The 18,671-nt window shown below is 73.4% G+C and carries 17 protein-coding genes; 6 read left to right on the top strand and 11 right to left on the bottom strand.

Going from position 1 to position 18,671, the window contains the following annotated elements; all coding sequences use genetic code 11:
* Nucleotides 1–14: 14 nt before the first annotated feature.
* The 7 genes from ACFYP3_RS16585 to hutU all read right to left on the bottom strand — a co-directional run bounded on the left by ACFYP3_RS16585 (nt 15) and on the right by hutU (nt 8,507).
* Nucleotides 15–1,139 (bottom strand): hypothetical protein, encoded by a 1,125-nt coding sequence (locus tag ACFYP3_RS16585; RefSeq protein WP_388832631.1) that lies wholly within the window; start codon nt 1,137–1,139, stop codon nt 15–17.
* Nucleotides 1,140–1,144: 5 nt separating this feature from the next.
* A complete protein-coding gene (locus ACFYP3_RS16590) occupies nt 1,145–2,233 on the bottom strand; it encodes a hypothetical protein (protein ID WP_388832321.1) in 1,089 nt (362 codons plus the stop codon).
* Between the two features lie 17 nt (nt 2,234–2,250).
* Nucleotides 2,251–2,904 carry an LPXTG cell wall anchor domain-containing protein gene (locus ACFYP3_RS16595; RefSeq protein ID WP_388832325.1) on the bottom strand — a complete coding sequence of 218 codons (654 nt, stop codon included), beginning with the start codon at nt 2,902–2,904 and terminating at the stop codon, nt 2,251–2,253.
* Nucleotides 2,905–3,017: 113 nt separating this feature from the next.
* Nucleotides 3,018–4,199, bottom strand: coding sequence for an imidazolonepropionase (hutI, locus tag ACFYP3_RS16600; protein WP_388832328.1), 1,182 nt, complete (start codon nt 4,197–4,199; stop codon nt 3,018–3,020).
* Between the two features lie 110 nt (nt 4,200–4,309).
* Nucleotides 4,310–5,650, bottom strand: a complete 1,341-nt coding sequence (locus ACFYP3_RS16605) for a formimidoylglutamate deiminase (RefSeq protein WP_388832331.1) — start codon at nt 5,648–5,650, stop codon at nt 4,310–4,312.
* The gene (locus tag ACFYP3_RS16610) at nt 5,641–6,831 is read right to left on the bottom strand and encodes an allantoate amidohydrolase (RefSeq protein ID WP_388832633.1); all 1,191 of its coding nucleotides are present in this window, start codon (nt 6,829–6,831) and stop codon (nt 5,641–5,643) included. Before ACFYP3_RS16610 ends, ACFYP3_RS16605 begins: the two co-directional genes overlap by 10 nt.
* An 11-nt stretch (nt 6,832–6,842) precedes the next feature.
* Complete coding sequence (hutU, locus tag ACFYP3_RS16615; RefSeq protein WP_388832334.1) at nt 6,843–8,507, bottom strand: urocanate hydratase; 1,665 nt, start codon at nt 8,505–8,507, stop codon at nt 6,843–6,845.
* A gap of 104 nt (nt 8,508–8,611) precedes the next feature.
* Between hutU and ACFYP3_RS16620 the strand changes: the two genes are divergently transcribed.
* On the top strand, nt 8,612–9,976 hold the full coding sequence (locus ACFYP3_RS16620; RefSeq protein WP_388832337.1) for a diaminopimelate decarboxylase: 1,365 nt from the start codon (nt 8,612–8,614) through the stop codon (nt 9,974–9,976).
* A gap of 124 nt (nt 9,977–10,100) precedes the next feature.
* On the opposite strand, the gene ACFYP3_RS16625 is transcribed toward ACFYP3_RS16620, so the two are convergent.
* Nucleotides 10,101–10,943, bottom strand: coding sequence for a MurR/RpiR family transcriptional regulator (locus tag ACFYP3_RS16625; RefSeq protein ID WP_388832340.1), 843 nt, complete (start codon nt 10,941–10,943; stop codon nt 10,101–10,103).
* Nucleotides 10,944–11,103: 160 nt separating this feature from the next.
* Here ACFYP3_RS16625 and ACFYP3_RS16630 point away from each other — a divergent pair, with 160 nt between their 5' ends.
* Nucleotides 11,104–11,478 (top strand): hypothetical protein, encoded by a 375-nt coding sequence (locus tag ACFYP3_RS16630; RefSeq protein ID WP_388832343.1) that lies wholly within the window; start codon nt 11,104–11,106, stop codon nt 11,476–11,478.
* Between the two features lie 286 nt (nt 11,479–11,764).
* Here ACFYP3_RS16630 and ACFYP3_RS16635 read toward each other — a convergent pair whose 3' ends face one another.
* Nucleotides 11,765–13,147 carry a cystathionine beta-synthase gene (locus ACFYP3_RS16635; protein ID WP_030659799.1) on the bottom strand — a complete coding sequence of 461 codons (1,383 nt, stop codon included), beginning with the start codon at nt 13,145–13,147 and terminating at the stop codon, nt 11,765–11,767.
* Nucleotides 13,148–13,275: 128 nt separating this feature from the next.
* Between ACFYP3_RS16635 and ACFYP3_RS16640 the strand changes: the two genes are divergently transcribed.
* The 3 genes from ACFYP3_RS16640 (at nt 13,276) to ACFYP3_RS16650 (ending at nt 16,918) form a co-directional block, all read left to right on the top strand.
* Nucleotides 13,276–14,310 carry an SGNH/GDSL hydrolase family protein gene (locus ACFYP3_RS16640; protein ID WP_388832346.1) on the top strand — a complete coding sequence of 345 codons (1,035 nt, stop codon included), beginning with the start codon at nt 13,276–13,278 and terminating at the stop codon, nt 14,308–14,310.
* Between the two features lie 276 nt (nt 14,311–14,586).
* The gene (locus ACFYP3_RS16645) at nt 14,587–15,807 is read left to right on the top strand and encodes an acetyl-CoA C-acetyltransferase (protein WP_388832349.1); all 1,221 of its coding nucleotides are present in this window, start codon (nt 14,587–14,589) and stop codon (nt 15,805–15,807) included.
* Nucleotides 15,808–16,102: 295 nt separating this feature from the next.
* Nucleotides 16,103–16,918 carry a hypothetical protein gene (locus ACFYP3_RS16650; RefSeq protein ID WP_388832636.1) on the top strand — a complete coding sequence of 272 codons (816 nt, stop codon included), beginning with the start codon at nt 16,103–16,105 and terminating at the stop codon, nt 16,916–16,918.
* Here ACFYP3_RS16650 and ACFYP3_RS16655 read toward each other — a convergent pair.
* Nucleotides 16,902–17,246, bottom strand: coding sequence for a hypothetical protein (locus ACFYP3_RS16655; protein WP_388832352.1), 345 nt, complete (start codon nt 17,244–17,246; stop codon nt 16,902–16,904). The genes ACFYP3_RS16650 and ACFYP3_RS16655 overlap by 17 nt on opposite strands.
* A 101-nt stretch (nt 17,247–17,347) precedes the next feature.
* On the opposite strand from ACFYP3_RS16655, the gene ACFYP3_RS16660 reads away from it, so the two are divergent.
* Nucleotides 17,348–17,578 (top strand): DUF4287 domain-containing protein, encoded by a 231-nt coding sequence (locus tag ACFYP3_RS16660; protein WP_030716449.1) that lies wholly within the window; start codon nt 17,348–17,350, stop codon nt 17,576–17,578.
* A gap of 115 nt (nt 17,579–17,693) precedes the next feature.
* Here ACFYP3_RS16660 and ACFYP3_RS16665 read toward each other — a convergent pair whose 3' ends face one another.
* Nucleotides 17,694–18,545, bottom strand: a complete 852-nt coding sequence (locus ACFYP3_RS16665; protein WP_388832355.1) for a Bax inhibitor-1/YccA family protein — start codon at nt 18,543–18,545, stop codon at nt 17,694–17,696.
* Nucleotides 18,546–18,671: the final 126 nt, after the last annotated feature.

Raw genomic sequence — 18,671 nt, forward strand, 5'->3', positions numbered from 1 at the left:
CCTCCGTTGGGTCTTCACAATGGTCCCTTCGTCGTCGAACGGTTCTCAGACGGTGCGGACGTCTGTGGTGCTGTCTCCGGCGCGCTGTCCGGGGTGAACCACGGCAGGACCGCCGTGGTGGTCGAAGGGGGCTCCGCGGGCGGCTCGGAACGGGCCGGTCCGGCCGGGCGCAGGGCCGGGATCCGAGGCAGCCGGGCCGTCACGGCCGTTGCCGCCTCGGCGGGGCCCGCGCCCCGGTGGCGGCCCGCCGCGGGCACGGCGCGCGGCCGGACCCGGTCGACGACGGCCATGCCGACGCGGAAGACCGCGGCCGGGATCACCAGCAGGAGCAGGCCCCAGAAGAGCAGCACCCCGTACGGGCGGTCCACGCCCCAGGGCTGGGTGGCCACCACGGTCTCGCCGTACTTGAGGGAGATCGTGTAGTCGCCGTGGGCGCCGGCGGTGAGGGCGACGTCGAGCGCGATCTCCGCCTTGCCGCCCGGCGCGATGGTGCCCTTCCAGCGGGTCTCCTCCCACAGCGGGGCGAACACCCCGTGGGCGGTGCCGAGCTGGAACACCGGGTCCTTGACCGGGGCCGAGCCGAGATTGCCGACGGTGACCTTGAACTTCCGGCTCGGCGGGGCGCCGAACCAGGTCAGCACCCCGTCCTCGCCCTCCAGCCGGACCCCGGTGAGCATCGCGAGGCGGGCCGTGCCGGATTCGGCGGGCAGTTCGGCCACCGGATGGTCGGTGATCTTCAGGGGGGCCGCGACGGTGGACTGGTCGCCGTTGACGGAGGTGACGTTGACGACGCAGGGGCAGGGTCTGGGCGGCGCGACCACGGCCAGCCGGGCGGTGAAGCGCCCGTCGTCGGCGACGGAGACGGCGGCGCCGTCGGCGTTGGCGCAGCTGTTGGTGCCGCCGATCATGTTCTGCCCGCAGACCAGCAGCATCACCAGCGTCCTGGCCCGCCAGCCGGTGCCGGTGACGGTGATGTCGGTGCCCTTGGCGGCCTCCTGGAGGGAGAGGGCGACGGTGGGTCCGCCCTCGTCGGCCGCGGCCGGGGCCGCGGGGAGCAGTGCGAGGGCGCACACCGCCAGCCCCGCCAGGAGGGACCGGACGATGCGGCCGGCCTTGCCGCGGACCGTGCCGCCGACCATGGCGCTCACCTGGACGCTCCCGTCAGTTCGTGTTCCGGTGCAGGGGTCGGGCCGGGACGCCCGGGCGTCTCGCCGGGCCGCTCGGCTGCGGGCGGGTCCCGCCGGGTGCGCCGGCCCCGTACGAGGAACAGCGCGGCCCCCGTGGTCGCGCCGAGGGCGAGCAGGCCCAGGACCGTCCAGCCTGCGGCCCGCCACGGCAGGAACCAGGCGGACGCGCTCCCCTCGGCCCGGGCGCCGCCGGGGGCGGTGACGGCGACGGTGACGCGGACCTGGTCGAGGACCGGGGCGCCGGGCCAGGGTTCGGTCAGCCGGACCCGCTGGCCCGGGAGCAGCTCCACCGGCAGGGCGCGGGCGCCGCGGCCCGGGACCTCGCCGAAACGGCCCTCGGCGCGCAGCGACAGCTCGGGGGCGAGGGCGACGTTGCCCCGGTTGACCAGGGTGTACGCGACGACCGCGGCCCCGCCCCGGCCCCGTACGGCGACGTCCTCGACGGTGAGGGCCGCCAGGGCGGGGCCGCCGACCCGCAGGTGGACCCGTACGCCCACCTCGCGGCCGGCCTCGGTGGCGACCACGGCGGCGGGGTGGTCGCCGGGCGGTGACGAGGGCGGCACGGTGATGGTGAAGGGGACCACGGCCCGGGTGTGGGGCGGGATCCTCACGGTGGTCCCGGCGCCGAAGCTGATCCAGGCGCCGGCGCCGGTGGATCCGTCGGCGGGGCGCACGGCGAAGGCCCCGTCGGCGGTGTTGTAGGCGTCGGCCCCGCGCAGGGTGACGGTGTGCTCCTGGTCGGTGGTGTTGGCCAGGGCGAGGCGGTCCTCCAGCACGGTGCCGGCGGTGCCCGCCATGTAGAAGTACGGGCGCGCGGCCGGCGGCCGGTCGCCGGCGCGGGGGACGGCCTGGCCCGCGGCGGGCTCGGCGGTCCAGCCCGGCTCGTCGGCGCTCGCGCCGTACGCGGGCGGCGCGAGCGCCGTGCAGAGCGTGGCGGCGAGCAGCAGCAGGCCGGCGCGCCGGCGGACGCGGCGGACGCGGGGGGCCCGGGGGGCCCGGGGGGCGGCGGAATCGCTGGGGACGTGGGGGATGTGGAGCACGGACATGGCCGGGGGCGCTCCGTTCAGGACCGGGCCCGCCGGCCGCGCCGGGTCAGCCAGAGCACGCCGGCGGCGCCGGAGAGCAGCACGGTGGCGCCGAGGGTGCCGAGGGCGAGGGCGGAGTCGGTGGGCCCGGTCTGCGGGAGGGTCTCCTCGCCCGAGCCGCCGGCGGCCGTGACGTCGAGCTCCAGGGACGGGCCGGGGCTGTTGCCGGGGGTGCAGGTGGTCGTGGTGCCCATCGCCTTGATGGTGAGCACACCGGCGGTGAAGGTGACCTTGCCGCTCTTCCCGGGCGTGTAGGTGCCCGAGAGGTCGGTGATCTTGATGGGGGTGTCGGCGGGCACGGCCTCGGAGTTGGGCGGACCGGAGACCGGGACGGACACCTTCTCGGCGCCGTCGACGAGGACGACGGCGCTCGGGCTCATCGCGCCCTTGCCCAGTTCGATGGGGCTGGACGAGACGCCCTTCTGGAAGGACATCGTCAGCTTGTACGCCTCGCCGTCCTTGACCGCCTTGATCTCGATGGGCGAGATCGCCGACTTGTCCCCGATCGGGGTCTTGCAGTCGTAGGCCACGTCGACGACGGCGGCATGGGCTGCGGGGGCGGCCAGCAGGACCGCCGATCCGGCCAGCGCGGAGGCCAGCGCGAGCGCGGTGGAGCGTGTGCGGTCGGACACCTTCGTCTTCCCCTCGGGCCACAAATAACTGACGACACATCAGATGGGTGGCTCAAGGTACGCCCGGGGTCCTACGGAGGGAAGACAAAGGACGGCCCCGGATTGACCGTTCGTCAGTGCACCCGGTGACCCCGCTGCCAGACGGCCGAGACGAGCGGAACGCCCGGGCGGTAGGCGAGGTGGACGTGGCTCGGGGCGTCCAGCAGGGCCAGGTCGGCGCGGGCTCCGGGGGTCACGGTGCCGATGTCCGCGCGGCGCAGGGCGCGGGCTCCGCCGGCGGTGGCCGACCACAGGGCCTCGTCGGGGGTCATCCGCATGTCGCGGACGGCGAGCGCGATGCAGAACGGCATGGAGCTCGTGTAGGAGGAGCCGGGGTTGCAGTCCGTGGACAGGGCGACGGTGGCGCCCGCGTCGATCAGGCGGCGGGCGTCGGGCCACACCGCGCGGGTGGAGAACTCGGCGCCGGGCAGCAGCGTGGCGACCGTGGTCGAGGCGGCCTGGGCGAGGGCGTCCACGTCGGCGTCGGTCAGGTGGGTGCAGTGGTCGGCGGAGGCGGCCTCCAGCTCCACGGCCAGCTGGACGCCGGGACCGTAGGACAGCTGGTTGGCGTGCACGCGCGGGATCAGGCCGGCGGCGGCGCCGGCGGTGAGGATCGCGCGGGCCTGGTCGCCGTCGAAGGCGCCCTTCTCGCAGAAGACGTCCACCCAGCGGGCGTACGGGGCGCAGGCCGCCAGCATCTCGCCGGTGACGAGGTCCACGTACGCGGCCGGGTCCTCGGCGTAGTCGGGGGAGACGATGTGCGCGCCGAGGTAGGTGACCTCCTCGGTGTGCGCGGCGGCGATGCGCAGGGCGCGGGCCTCGTCGGCGACGGTGAGGCCGTAGCCGGACTTGGTCTCGAAGGTGGTGGTGCCCTGGCGGCGGGCCTCGTCGAGGTGGCGCACCAGGTTGGCCTCCAGCTCGGCGTCGGTGGCGGCGCGGGTGGCGGCGACGGTGGTGCGGATGCCTCCGGCGGAGTAGGCGCGGCCGGACATCCGGGCGTTGAACTCCTGGGTGCGGTCGCCGGCGAAGACGAGGTGGCTGTGGCTGTCGACGAAGCCGGGGATCAGGGCCCGGCCCTGCGCGTCGAAGCGCTCGTCGGCGGCCGGGGCCTGTGCCGCCGGGCCGACCCAGGCGATCTTGCCGCCGTCGATGACGACCGCCGCGTTCTCGATCAGACCGAGAGGTGAACCGTCGCCGACCGACGGGTCGTTGGTGACGAGGCTGCCGATGTTGGTGATGGCGGTGGTGGTGGTCACTGGGTTCCTCTCAGAGCTGGTTGTCCCCCACCCCGCCCTTTCTCCGTTTCCCGGAGCTCCGGGAAACGGAGAAAGGGCGGGGTGGGGGAAGCCCGCCGCAGGCGGCAACGTCAGGCGCGGAGGGCCGCGATCGCTTCGGACAGGGCGGACGGGACGTCTTCGACGAGAGCGTGGGCGCCGTCGCGGACGACGTGGCGGCCGCCGACCACCGTGTGGCGGACGTCGGCGGCGGTGGCGGCGAAGACGGCCGTCTCCGCGCCCAGCCGGGTCGGCGTACCCGCCGTGCGGACGGAGTCCAGGGCGATCGTGGTGAAGTCCGCGAGCGCGCCCGCCTCGAGGCGGCCCGCGTCGGCCAGTCCGAGCGCCGCATGGCCGTCGGCGGTGGCGGCGGTGAGCAGGGCGTTCGCCGTCCAGTGCCCCCGGGTACGGCTGCGCAGGCGCTCGTTGAGCTCCATCGCGCGGGCCTCCTCCAGCAGGTCGATCACGGCGTGGCTGTCGCTGCCGAGCGACAGCGGGCTGCCCGCCTGCTGGAGGCGGGTCGCGGGGCCGATGCCGTCGGCGAGGTCCCGTTCCGTGGTGGGGCACATGCAGGTGCCGGTGGTGGTGGCGCCCAGCAGCGCGATGTCCGCGTCGGTGAGGTGGGTGTTGTGGACGCCGGTGGTGCGCGGGCCGAGCACCCCGTGGTCGGCGAGGAGCCGGGTCGGGGTGACGCCGTGGGCGCTGTGGCAGGCGTCGTTCTCGGCGGTCTGCTCGGAGAGGTGGACGTGCAGCGGAGCCTCGCGCTCTGCGGCCCAGCCGGCGACGGTGGCCAGCTGGTCGGCGGGCACGGCGCGCACCGAGTGGATCGCCGCGCCGATCAGGGCGTGCGCGCGGGGCTTGAGGGCGGAGGCGCGCTCGGCCCAGGCCTCGGCCGTGCCGTCGGAGAAGCGCCGCTGGTGCGGGTTCGGCGCCTCGCCGAAGCCGGCGGAGAGGTAGGCCGTGTCGAGGAGGGTGATCCGGATGCCGGCCGCGGCGGCGGCCTCGATCAGGGCCTCGCCCATGGCGTTGGGGTCGGCGTACGGGGCGCCGCCCGGGGCGTGGTGGACGTAGTGGAACTCGCCGACGTTGGTGATGCCGGCGAGCGCCATCTCGGCGTACACGGCGCGGGCGAGCGCGAAGTAGCTGTCGGGGGTGAGGTTCTGGGCGACCTTGTACATGAGGTCGCGCCAGGTCCAGAAGGTGCCGGAGCCGATCTGGACGGTGGAGCGCAGGGCCCGGTGGAAGGCGTGGCTGTGCGCGTTCGCCAGGCCCGGGACCGTCAGGCCGCGCAGGACCTCCGCGCCCGGGGGCGGGGCCTCGACCCCGGTGCGCAGGGCGCCGATCCGGCCGTCGGCCGTGACCTCCAGGGCGATGCCCGGCTCGACGTGGGTGCCGAGCCAGGCGTGCTCCAGCCAGTACGTCGTCAACGACATGCCAGGCCTTCCAGTACGTCGGCGAGGGCGAGGACGCCGGCCACGCAGTCGTCCTCGGCGGCGAACTCCCGCGGGGAGTGGGAGACGCCGGTGGGGTTCCGTACGAACAGCATCGCGGTCGGGACGGCCGCGGAGAGGATTCCGGCGTCGTGTCCCGCGCCGGTGCCGAGGACGGGGACGGACCCGCCCAGGATCCGGTTCATCTCGTCGCGCAGGGCGTGCTCGAACTCGACGACCGGGGTGAAGGACTCCCGGACGATGCCGAGGTCGATGCCGTCCTGTTCGGCGCGCTCCCGGGCGGCCTTCTCGATGGCGGTCACGACCGTGTCGAGGGTGGCCTGGTCGGCGGCCCGGGAGTCGAGCCAGCCGCGCACGAGGGAGGGGATGGCGTTGACCCCGTTGGGCTCGACGGAGATCTTCCCGAAGGTGGCGACGGCCCCGGCGAGGGCCGCCTCGGTGCGGGCCGCGAGGACGGTCGCCGCGTAGGTGAGCATGGGGTCGCGGCGGTCGACCAGCCGGGTGGTGCCGGCGTGGTTGGCCTCGCCGCGGAAGTCGAACCGCCAGCGGCCGTGCGGCCAGATCGCGGAGGCGATGCCGACACGGTCCCCGCTCAGGTCCAGGGCCCGGCCCTGTTCCACGTGGAGCTCGACGAAGGCGCCGATGCGGGCGAGCCGTTCGGGGTCGGCCCCGATGGCCTCGGGGTCGTAGCCGGCGGCCTCCATGGCCTGGGGCAGGCCGATGCCGTCGGCGTCGCGGAGCTCGTACGCCTTCTCCTTGGTCAGCTGCCCGGCGGCGAGCCGGGAGCCGACGCAGGCGAGGCCGAAGCGGGCCCCTTCCTCGTCACCGAAGTTGGTGATGGCCAGCGGCCTGGAGAACTCCGCTCCCCTGCTGCGGAGTTCGTCCAGGGCCGCGAAGGAGGACACCACCCCGAGGGGGCCGTCGAAGGCCCCGCCGTCGGGGACGGAGTCCAGGTGCGAGCCGGTGACCACGGCGTCCCCCGCGAGGGGGTCGCCGAGCCAGGCCCACTGGTTGCCGTTGCGGTCGGTCTCGTACGTCAGCCCGCGCGCCTCGGCCTGCTCCTGGAACCAGGTCCGGCAGTCGGCGTCGGCCCCGCTCCAGGCGTAGCGGCGGTACCCGCCGCTGTCGGCGTGGCGGCCGACGGGTGCGAGCTCGGCCCACATCTCGTGGAAGGTCACGCGGAGTCGCCCTCGCGCATCGGGACCCGCACGCCGCGCTCGTCGGCGACCGACTCCGCGATGTCGTAGCCGGCGTCGACGTGGCGGATGACGCCCATGCCCGGGTCGTTGGTGAGGACGCGGCGGATCTTCTCGCCGGCGAGCTTGGTGCCGTCGGCGACGGTGACCTGGCCGGCGTGGATGGAGCGGCCCATGCCGACGCCGCCGCCGTGGTGGATCGAGACCCAGGAGGCGCCGGAGGCGACATTGACCATGGCGTTGAGCAGCGGCCAGTCGGCGATGGCGTCCGAGCCGTCGAGCATGGCCTCGGTCTCGCGGTACGGGGAGGCCACCGAGCCGCAGTCGAGGTGGTCGCGGCCGATGACCAGCGGGGCGGCGAGGGTGCCGTCGGCGACCATCTCGTTGAAGCGCTCGCCGGCCTTGTCGCGCTCGCCGTAGCCGAGCCAGCAGATGCGCGCGGGCAGGCCCTGGAAGTGGACGCGCTCGCCCGCCATCTTGATCCAGCGGTGCAGGGACTCGTTCTCGGGGAAGAGCTCCAGCATCGCCTTGTCGGTCTTGTGGATGTCCGAGGCCTCGCCGGACAGCGCCGCCCAGCGGAAGGGGCCCTTGCCCTCGCAGAACAGCGGTCGGATGTAGGCGGGGACGAAGCCGGGGAAGGCGAAGGCGCGGTCGTAGCCGGCCAGCTGGGCCTCGCCGCGGATGGAGTTGCCGTAGTCGAAGACCTCGGCGCCGGCGTCCATGAAGCCGACCATGGCCTCGACGTGCCGGGCCATGGACTCGCGGGCGCGGGTGGTGAAGCCGGCCGGGTCCTTGGCGGCGTAGGCGGCCATGTCGTCGAAGTCGACGCCGACGGGGAGGTACGCGAGCGGGTCGTGGGCCGAGGTCTGGTCGGTCACGATGTCGATGGGCGCGCCCTCGGCCAGCATCTGCGGGAGCAGCTCGGCGGCGTTGCCGAGGAGGCCGATGGAGAGGGGCTTGCGGGCGTCGCGGGCCTCGACGGCCAGCTGGAGGGCGTGGCGGAGGTTGTCGGCCTTGACGTCCAGGTAGCGGTGCTCGATGCGGCGGTCGATGGCGCGCGGGTCGACGTCGATGCAGATGGCGACGCCGTCGTTCATCGTCACGGCCAGGGGCTGGGCGCCGCCCATGCCGCCGAGGCCGGCGGTCAGGGTGATGGTGCCGGCGAGGGTGCCGTCGAACTTCTTGGCCGCGACGGCCGCGAAGGTCTCGTAGGTGCCCTGGAGGATGCCCTGGGTGCCGATGTAGATCCACGAGCCGGCCGTCATCTGGCCGTACATGGTGAGGCCGAGGTGCTCCAGGCGGCGGAACTCCTCCCAGTTGGCCCAGTCGCCCACCAGGTTGGAGTTGGCGAGCAGGACGCGCGGCGCCCACTCGTGGGTCTGCATCACGCCGACCGGGCGGCCGGACTGGACGAGCATCGTCTCGTCCTGCTTGAGGGTCTGGAGGGTGCGGACCATGGCGTCGTACGAGCGCCAGTCGCGGGCGGCCTTGCCGGTGCCGCCGTAGACGACGAGCTTGTCGGGGTGCTCGGCGACCTCGGGGTCGAGGTTGTTCTGGAGCATCCGCAGCGCGGCCTCCTGCTGCCATCCCAGGGTGCTGAGCTCGCTGCCTCGCGCGGCACGTACGGGGCGGGGTCCTGACATGGCGTTGCCTCCTCCGATGTTGGTCAATCTATTCACATCCTGACTCCCTGAATAGATTCAGTCAACAGCTGCGGGCCGACCCGCCGGGTGATTGGCTGACGGACATGGCTGTCGAGACGCACACGGCGGCGGGCGCGGCGGGCGCCGCGGCGCGCCGGGACCTGGCCGTACGGGCCGCGGTCGAGCAGGGTCTGGTGGGCGGGACGGATGCCGCGGAGCCCCTGGTCTGCCTGCTGGACGTGACCGGGATCCGCTCCTCCGTCGCCGCCCTGACCAGCGCCTTCGCAGCCGCGGTGGCGCCCGGCACCCCCGTCCTGCACGCCTTCGCGGTGAAGGCGTGCCCGCTCGTGCCGGTGCTGCGGCTGCTCGCGGACGGCGGCCTCGGCTGCGAGGTCGCGAGCCCCGGCGAGCTGGCGCTGGCCCGGGCGGCCGGGGTGCAGCCGGAGCGGACCGTGCTGGACTCCCCCGCCAAGACCGTGGCCGAGCTGCGCGAGGCGCTGGCGCTCGGGATCGCCGTCAACGCCGACAACCCGGAGGAACTGGAACGCCTGGACGCGCTGGTCGCCGAAGCCCCCACGGCGGCCCCTCTGGGGATCCGGATCAACCCGCAGACGGGCGCGGGCACGATCGACGCCCTCTCCACGGCCACCGCGACGTCGAAGTTCGGGATCGCGCTGCGGGACCCCGGGGCGCGCGAGTGGCTCGTCCGGGCCTTCCTGGACCGGCCGTGGCTGACCCGGCTGCACACCCACTCGGGCTCCCAGGGCGTGCCCCTGCCCCTGATCGCGGAGGGGGTCCGCGTCCTCCACTGCCTGGCGGAGGAGATCAACGCGGCGGCCGGCCGCCGCCAGGTCGACACCCTCGACATCGGCGGGGGCCTGCCGGTGAACTTCGCGTCGGACGCCGAGACCCCGACGTACGCGCAGTACGTGGCGGCCCTCCGCGAGGCCGCCCCGGCGCTCTTCTCGGGCCGCTACGGCCTGGTGACGGAGTTCGGCAGGTCCCTGCTGGCCAAGCACGGGCTGGTGCTCTCCCGGGTCGAGTACACGAAGGCCACCGGGGGCCGCCCGATCGCCCTCACGCACGCCGGGGTCCAGCTGGCGACCCGTACGGTCTACGCACCGGCGGCGTGGCCGCTGCGGATCCTGCCGTACGACGCGAAGGGCACCCCGAAGACGGGCCCGCCCGTCGCCCAGGACATCGCGGGCCCGGCGTGCTTCGCGGGCGACCTGCTGGCGACGGCCCGGGAACTGCCGGAACTGGCTCCGGGGGACCTGGTGGCGGTCCCGGACACGGGCGCGTACTTCTTCACGGCCCACTACGGCTACAACAGCCTTCCGCGCCCGGCGGTCCACGGCTTCACCACGATGCCCGGGGGCACGGTCCGTTTCGCCCTGGCCCGCCCGGCCCAGTCGGCGGCATCGATCGTGGCGGAGGCGGGGGGCGGTGAGCGGGACGCGCTGGTGTGACCGGGGCGACGGAGACCGCTGACCGGCACCGGCGGCCACCGCCACCAAGGCCGCTCGGGCGAGGGCAGGAACGACGACCAGGGTGGTTCCTGGGCGGCACGGGGCATGCGGCCCCGCCACGCCCCTACTCCACGAACAGCCCCCGCGCCGCCGCCCGCGCGTCGAAGGCCTCCAGGCGGGCCTGTGCGTCCGGGAGGGCGTCCGCCATCGCCTCCAGCAGGACCCGCCCCAACAGCATCGGCGCGCACGCCGTGTCGAAGGCCAGCCCCGTCCCGACGGGCGCCGGGATCAGCAGGTCCGAGTGGCGGGCCACCGGCGCGAAGGGCGATTCGGCGACCGTCACCACGGTCAGCCCGGCCGCCCGCGCGTGCTCCAGCGCCTCCGCCACCTCCCGGGGGTGGCGCGGCAGCGCGAAGCACAGCAGCGCCGAGGCCCCCGCGCCGGCGGCCGCGTCGATGCGGTCGGCGAGCATCGAGCCGCCCTCGTCGAGGAGGCGTACGTCCGGGTGCACCTTGGCGGCGAAGTACGCGAACCCGCGCGCCTGCGACGACGCCGCCCGCAGCCCGAGCACCGGCAGCGGGGCCGACGCGGCGAGCAGCCGCCCCGCCTCCTCCACCGGCGCGGGATCGGCGAGCATCTCCGCCAGCTGCCGCAGGTTCTCGATCTCGCCCAGGACGGCCTGCTGGTACTCGTTGTACGCGTCCCCCTGCGCGGCCTCGACCCGCTCGGCGGGAGCCACCTCGCGCAGGTGCCGGCGCAGTGCGGGATATCCGTCGAAGCCCAGGGCCACCGCGAACCGGGTCACCGACGGCTGGCTCACCCCGGCCAGCTCGGCGAGCTCGACGCTCGACAGGAAGGGCACCTCCGCCGCCCCGCGGACCATGCAGTGCGCGATGCGCCGCTGCGTCGGCGTCAGCCGGTGCCCCTCGAACAGCTTCTGCAGCCGCGCGGCCGGGCTGTCGCTCATTCCCGTCCCCTCCGTCCCCGTCGATCCATTCAGTCACCGAGCACTCTGCATGTGGTTATGCAGCACGGCAAGCCGCGCCCGCGATGCGGATGGGGCGGACACGGCGGATACGGGGGCTAGCCCCAGTGCCGGGGCCCGCGGCGCTTCCTACGGTGGGGGTATGGACGCCCACGCCCAAGAGCTGAAGAAGGAACTCGACGCCACGCTGGACGCCCGGCGGGAGCTGGGTCCGGAGTACGAGGCCGCGCTGGTGGACTCGTTCGTCGAGAAGGTCGACACCCAGGTCCGACGGCGCCTCGCGGAGGAACGCCTGTCCGCGGCCCGCGGCGACACCCGCCCCGCCGCCTCGTCGGCGGACGGGAACTTCGGCGAACGCTTCGGCTTCGCGATCATCACGCTGGTGCTGGCGGTCCCGCTGTCGGCCATCGCCGCCGCGCAGGCGCACTTCAGCGGTCTTCTGGTCGCCTGGGCCGGGATCGTGGGCGTGAACTTCATCCACGCCAACAAGCGCTTCCGGCGCCGGTCCGCCGCATAGGCAGATGCGCGGGGACCGCCGCACCCTCGGTTGCCCGAGGGGCGGGACGACGGCGGTCCCCGCGAAGGACACGGCCGGGTCAGGGCCGTCCGCGTCCGTGACGTCCGCGCGGTCCGGGAGCCGCTCCGGAGGTGCGCGTACGCCGTTCGGTGGTGCCGGCCGGGCTCCGGTCTCCCGGTCTTCCCTGCCGACGACCACCACTGTGCCCCAGCCGTGTTAAGCCGGTGCTGCCGTCACGTGTCGTGCCCGTACCGTTTGCACGAAGGCCACGCGCGGCCCGTACGGGCTACTTGGGCGACTTGGCCAGGAAGGCCAGCAGGTCCTGACGGCTCACCACACCGGTGGGCTTGCCCTCGACGAGCACGATCGCCGCGTCCGCCTCGCCGAGCACCGCCATCAGCTCGGACACCGGCTCGCCGGAGCCGACCTGCGGCAGCGGGGAGCTCATGTGCTTCTCCAGCGGGTCGGTCAGGGAGGCCCGCTGCGCGAACAGCGCCGCCAGCAGCTCCTTCTCGACCACGGAGCCGATGACCTCGGCGGCCATCACGTCCGGGTGACCGGCGCCCGGCTTGACGATCGGCATCTGCGAGACGCCGTACTCCCGCAGGACCTCGATGGCCTCGCCGACGGTCTCCTCGGGGTGCATGTGGACGAGGGAGGGGATGCCGCCCTCCTTGTCGTTCAGCACGTCACCGATGCGCGCGGCGGGGCCGGCCTCCTCCAGGAAGCCGTGTCCCGCCATCCACTCGTCGCTGAAGATCTTGCTGAGGTAGCCGCGGCCGCTGTCGGGCAGCAGGACGACGACCACGTCGTCCGGGCCGAGCCCCTCGGCGGCCTTCAGCGCCGCGACGACCGCCATGCCGCAGGAGCCGCCGACGAGCAGGCCCTCCTCCTTGGCGAGGCGGCGGGTCATCTGGAAGGAGTCCTTGTCCGACACCGCGATGATCTCGTCGGTGACGTTCGGGTCGTAGGCGGTCGGCCAGAAGTCCTCGCCGACGCCCTCGACCAGGTACGGCCGGCCCGAGCCGCCGGAGTAGACCGAGCCCTCGGGGTCGGCGCCGATGACCTTGACCTTGCCGCCGGACACCTCCTTGAGGTAGTTGCCGGTACCGGAGATCGTGCCGCCCGTGCCGACGCCCGCGACGAAGTGGGTGATCTTCCCGTCCGTCTGCTCCCACAGCTCGGGACCGGTGGTCTCGTAGTGCGAACGGGGGTTGTTCGGGTTGCTGTACTGGTCGGGCTTCCAGGCGCCGGGCTCGCGCGCGAGGCGGTCGGACACGTTGTAGTACGAGTCCGGGTGCTCGGGGTCGACGGCGGTCGGGCAGACCACGACCTCGGCGCCGTACGCGCGCATCACGTTGATCTTGTCCATGGACACCTTGTCAGGGCAGACGAAGATGCACTTGTAGCCCTTCTGCTGGGCCACGATGGCGAGTCCTACACCCGTGTTGCCGCTGGTCGGCTCCACGATGGTGCCGCCGGGCTTGAGGGCTCCGCTCTGCTCGGCGGCCTCGATCATCCGTACGGCGATCCGGTCCTTCACGGATCCACCGGGATTGAAGTACTCGACCTTCGCAAGGACGGTGGCCTGCAGGCCTTCGGTCACACGGTTGAGCTTCACCAGCGGGGTGTTGCCGACGAGGCTGATCATCGAGTCGTGGAATTGCACCATGTTCTCCAAGGAGGGGACTCCACGGGTTCTCCGGGAGGTCTGGCCAGAGTATGCGTAAAGGGATTGGCCGACCGTGCGTACGGGGCAGGTAGGGATCAATGAGGACCGAGGAGGTGGCCTGAAGGGTGTCCAGGGCGAGAACGGCCCGCCGGATCGCGGCGGGGGCAGCGTACGGCGGAGGCGGACTCGGACTGGTCGGGGCCGCCGCGGTGGGTCTGGTGCTGGCCGAGGTGCAGTTCGCCAAGCGCACGGTGGGCACCGGTCTGGGCGATCCGCCGCGCGCCGACGGGCTGTACGGCAGCGAGTTCGGCGGCCCGGAACAGAGCCCGGGACCGCTGCGTCTGGGCATGCTGGGCGATTCCACGGCCGCGGGACTCGGCGTACGGCGGGCCCGGCAGACGCCGGCGGCCCTGCTGGCGTCCGGGCTGGCGGCGGTGGCCGAGCGCCCGGTGGAGCTGCGCAACGTGGCCCTGTCGGGGGCCATGTCGGACGATCTGGACCGGCAGGTGGGGCTGCTGCTGAACGACGAGACCCCCGCCCCGGACGTCTGCGTGATCATGATCGGGGCGAACGACGTGACGCGCCGGATGCCGCCGACGCAGTCCGTGCGCTGCCTGACCTCGGCCGTGCGGCGGCTGCGGATGGCGGGCGCCGAGGTCGTCGTGGGCACCTGCCCCGACCTGGGCACGATCGAGCCGGTGTACCAGCCGCTGCGCTGGATGGCCCGGCGGGTCTCGCGGCAGCTGGCCGCCGCGCAGACCATAGGAGTGGTCGCGCTGGGTGCCCGTACGGTCTCCATGGGCGACCTGCTGGGCCCGGAGTTCGCCGCGAACCCGCGCGAGATGTTCGGCCCGGACTCCTACCACCCTTCGGCGGAGGGGTACGCGACCGCCGCCATGGCCGTGCTGCCGACGCTGTGCGCGGCGCTCGGCCTGTGGCCGGAGTCGGACCGGCTGGACGTGTCCCGCGACGAGGACATGCTCCCGGTGGCGAAGGCAGCGTCCGCCGCGGCGGACCAGGCGGGCACGGAGGTCACGGCCGCCCGCGGTCCGTGGGTCCTCCTCAAGCACCGGCGCCGCCGCCGGGTACCGGGCGAGGACCCGACCCCCGCGCCCGGCTCCGGCACGGGTACCGCCGCCGGGGTCTCCGGCCCGGCCTGACCGCCCGCACCGGCCGCCCCGACCTCGCGCCCTCTCAGCCCCCCGCGCCTGAGGCGCGGGGCCGGGTTCGCTCTCCCCGCCCCGGCGGCGTTTTGCGGCGCGGGGTCCGGGGCAGGGCCCCAGCAGCGGCGCCGCACATCTCGACCTGCGGGCCCCGCCCGAGGGACCGCACCCGCGCGGGAGCGACCGGCATCACACTCCCACCCCGGTGACCTCGACCGTACGGGGCGGTAACTTCGCATGCGGTCCCGCAACGACGCACCCCTTGGAGTCCCGATGCCCGAAGCCGTCATCGTTTCCACCGCCCGCTCTCCCATCGGGCGCGCCGGCAAGGGGTCCCTCAAGGACGTCCGCCCGGACGACCTCACCGCGACGATCATCCAGGCCGCGCTCGCCAAGATCCCCGAGCTGGACCCGCGCCAGATCGACGACCTGATGCTCGGCTGCGGCCTGCCCGGCGGCGAGCAGGGTCACAACCTGGCCCGCATCGTGGCCGTGCAGATGGGCATGGACTACCTGCCGGGCACCACGATCACCCGCTACTGTTCCTCCTCGCTCCAGACCTCCCGCATGGCGCTGCACGCCATCAAGGCCGGCGAGGGCGACGTCTTCATCTCCGCGGGCGTCGAGACGGTCTCCCGGTTCGCGAAGGGCTCCTCGGACGGCCTGCCGGACACGCACAACCCGCTCTTCGCCGACGCGGAGGCCCGTACGGCCGCCGTCGCGCAGAGCGAGGGCTCCTCCTGGCACGACCCGCGCGAGGACGGCCTGATCCCGGACGCCTACATCTCGATGGGGCAGACCGCGGAGAACCTGGCCCGCCTCAAGGGCGTGACCCGCCAGGACATGGACGAGTTCGGCGTGCGCTCGCAGAACCTCGCCGAAGAGGCCATCAAGAACGGCTTCTGGGCCCGTGAGATCACCCCGGTCACCACCCCGGACGGCACGGTCGTCTCGACCGACGACGGCCCGCGCGCCGGCGTGACCCTGGAAGGCGTGCAGGGCCTCAAGCCCGTCTTCCGCCCCGACGGCCTGGTCACGGCCGGCAACTGCTGCCCGCTCAACGACGGCGCCGCGGCGCTGGTCATCATGAGCGACACCAAGGCCCGCGAGCTGGGTCTGACCCCGCTGGCCCGGATCGTCTCCACCGGCGTCACGGCCCTCTCCCCCGAGATCATGGGCCTGGGCCCGGTCGAGGCGTCGAAGCAGGCCCTGAAGCGGGCCGGCCTGACGGTCGGCGACATCGACCTGTTCGAGATCAACGAGGCCTTCGCGGCCCAGGTCATCCCGTCGTACCGGGACCTGGAGATCCCCCTCGACAAGCTGAACGTCAACGGCGGGGCCATCGCCGTCGGTCACCCCTTCGGGATGACCGGTGCCCGCATCACCGGCACTCTGATCAACGGCCTGCAGTTCCACGACAAGCAGTTCGGTCTCGAGACGATGTGCGTCGGCGGCGGCCAGGGCATGGCCATGGTCATCGAGCGCCTGAGCTAATTGGATCACGTCGGGTGCCCAGGCGCCGCAAGGGATCCCGCCGGATCCCTTGCGGCGTACCGGCCCCGGATCCAACCCCGTCGCGGCCTACCTGTGACCGAATCTCCCCCAGGATGTGACCTATCTCCTGGGGGATCGGCATTTGTGCAGGTCAGCAGCGGTTCAGGGGGCGCCGGTGTGACCAAAGCCCTGTCCAATTCGTGACGTAATGCACTGCACGCCATTCCCAGGTCGGGACACTCTGATGTAGGAAGTCGGGGGATCGAATCACCTCAGGAGTTAGTCAGTGAGCGCCATGTCTCTTGCCCTGCTGCTGACCACTGCCGCCGCCGCGGCCGTGGGCGCTGCTGCGCTGCACGCCGTCCACGGTCTGCGCAAGCAGGTCACCGCCCTGCGCACCGAGCTGGCGGCGCCGGTCCGGCACCGCGGTGCGACCGTCCCGCACGCCCGCGGCGCCGTGGAGTCCCCCGCCGCCGAGATACGAGCCGCCGTGGCCGAGGCCCTGGCCGAGGAGCGCGAGCGGGAGCTGGCCGAGGCGCGCGCCTTCTGGGCCGCGCAGGAGGCCCGCGACGCCGCCGACGCCCCGTCGCTGCTGGGCGGCCTGGCCGGGCTCGGCGAGGACAGCCCCGTCTTCCTGCCCCGGCAGGCCGACATGGTGGGTCTGGAGCCCGTCCTGGGCGAGGAGGTCCTCGACGAGCTCCCCGGCTACCCCGAGGACTCGGCCGAGCTGGCCGCCGCCCGCCGGCGCCACCCCTCGCACCCCGACTTCGTACCGGTCCAGGCCTCGCACCCCGGCGCCGACCACGAGCGCACCGTGAGCCGCCTGGAGGAGCTCGCGGAGGCCCGTACGGCCCTCGCCGACGTCCGCCCCGGCCCGCTGGGCACGCTCGACGTGTACGTCTTCACCGACGGCACGACGCTGTGCATGACCCCCGGGCACCGGGAGACCGCCGAGCGCCTCGCCGAGGCCCTGCGTTCGGGCACCGCCCCGGTCCTGCTGGGCGGCTCGGGCATCTCCGGCGCCTACGCGCTGACCTTCTCCTGCGGTGACTCCGAGGACCCCGACAGCAACGTCTACATCCTCGCGGACCGCGTCATCGCATCGCTCTGATCTCCGCCTGCTCCACCAGCCCCACGGCCTCGTCCAGCACCTCGGACGGGGCCGTCGCGCCGTCCGGGCCGGCCGTCGCGGCGCGCAGCGCCTCGGCGAGGTCCAGCCCGGCCACGGCCACCTGGTCCCCGACGACGAACAGGCCGGCGTCCGGCAGCTCCCGCGGCGCCCGTTCGGGGGTCTCCAGCCGCTGCGCCCGTACGGAGAGCTCGCGGGCCAGTTCCAGGGCCACGGCGGCGGCTCCCTGCTGCAGGCGGCTCTGCGGCGCGGCCCGCAGCCGGTCGGCGAAACGTTCCACGACGGCGGTCAGGGGCGAAGTATCAAGCACCCGGCCGACCTTACGCGCCGCCCGGGCACCATTGCCAACGGGCGAACTCTCCGGCACGGTGGCGTGAAGAGAACAGCACGGCGATACCTCCGGAGGCGCCCATGTCCGTAGAGTTCTCCGAACAGACACACCGCAACATGATCGACAGAATCCCCCAGACCACCGGTCGTGAGGTCTCCGACTGGCTCCGCACCGTCGACGAGGGCCCCTCACTCGTCCGGTTCGAGGAGAAGGTCAGCTGGCTCCGCGGCGCGCACGAGCTGTCGTACGGTCAGGCCAAGGCGATCATCCACGAGTACGACCTGCGCAGAGCAGCGCGCCGGTTCGGCTGACCCCCTCCCCCGACCCCCGTTCCCCGGACGCGGGAAGGCCCCGCGAGCGGTGTGCTCGCGGGGCCTTCCCCATGCCGTGTACCGCGCCGCAGGCCGAGGTGGCCTGCGGGTCCTGCTAGTCGTCGCCCGAGAGGATCGAGAAGATGCGCAGCATCTCCACGTAGATCCACGCCAGGGTGACGGTGAGTCCGAGGGCCGCCAGCCAGGCCTCGTCGCGCGGGGCGCCGTAGGCGATGCCGTCCTCGACCTGCTTGAAGTCCAGGGCGAGGAAGCACGCGCCCAGGATGACGCCGATGGCACCGAACAGCAGGCCGAGGCCGCCGGTACGGAAGCCGAGGCCGTCACCGCCGCCGAAGACCGCGAACAGCGTGTTCGTGAGCATCAGGAGGACGAAGCCGAGGGTCGCAGCCATCACGAAGCCGTAGAAACGGCGCGTGACGCGGATCCAGCCCATCTTGTACCCGAGGAGCACGGCGGCGAAGACGCACATCGTGCCCATGACGGCCTGGATGACCACGCCGGGGCTGAGGTAGGTGCTGACGGCGGCGCTGATGACCCCGAGGAAGACACCCTCGAACGCCGCGTAGCCGAGGATCAGGCCGGGGACGGCCTTGCGCTTGAAGGACTGAACGATCACCAGGATGAAGGCGACCAGGGCCGCGGCGAAGCCGATGGCGTACGACTTGCCGAGGTTGGCCGGGTCGACCGGCAGCAGCACCCAGGAAAGGGTCGCCGTGACGATGAGCGTGCCGAGCGTCATGGCCGTACGGCTCACGACGTCGTCCATGGTCATCGCGTCGGCGCGCGCCGGTGCCTGCGGCATCCCCGTGGTCGGGTCGGTCGCGTACGGGTTCGTCGCGTACGGGTTGGTCCCGGCCTGCTGGTGCTGCGGCGTCGCAAAGCCCGCGTGGCCACCGTTGTCGCGGCTGAACCCCCGTCGCGAGAAGACCGGGTTACTGCTCCTCATCTCACTCCTCCGTGGCCGCCGAGCGCGGCCTTGCAACAAGAGTAATGCGCTCGCAAAGAAAGCACCCTACTGCTGGAGGAGGATCTTAGGAGAAGGCAGGGCGAAGCGCAGGAGATAAAGAGCGGG

Origin of the sequence: Streptomyces sp. NPDC005533, from assembly GCF_042871845.1 — a bacterium.
Taxonomy (GTDB): domain Bacteria; phylum Actinomycetota; class Actinomycetes; order Streptomycetales; family Streptomycetaceae; genus Streptomyces.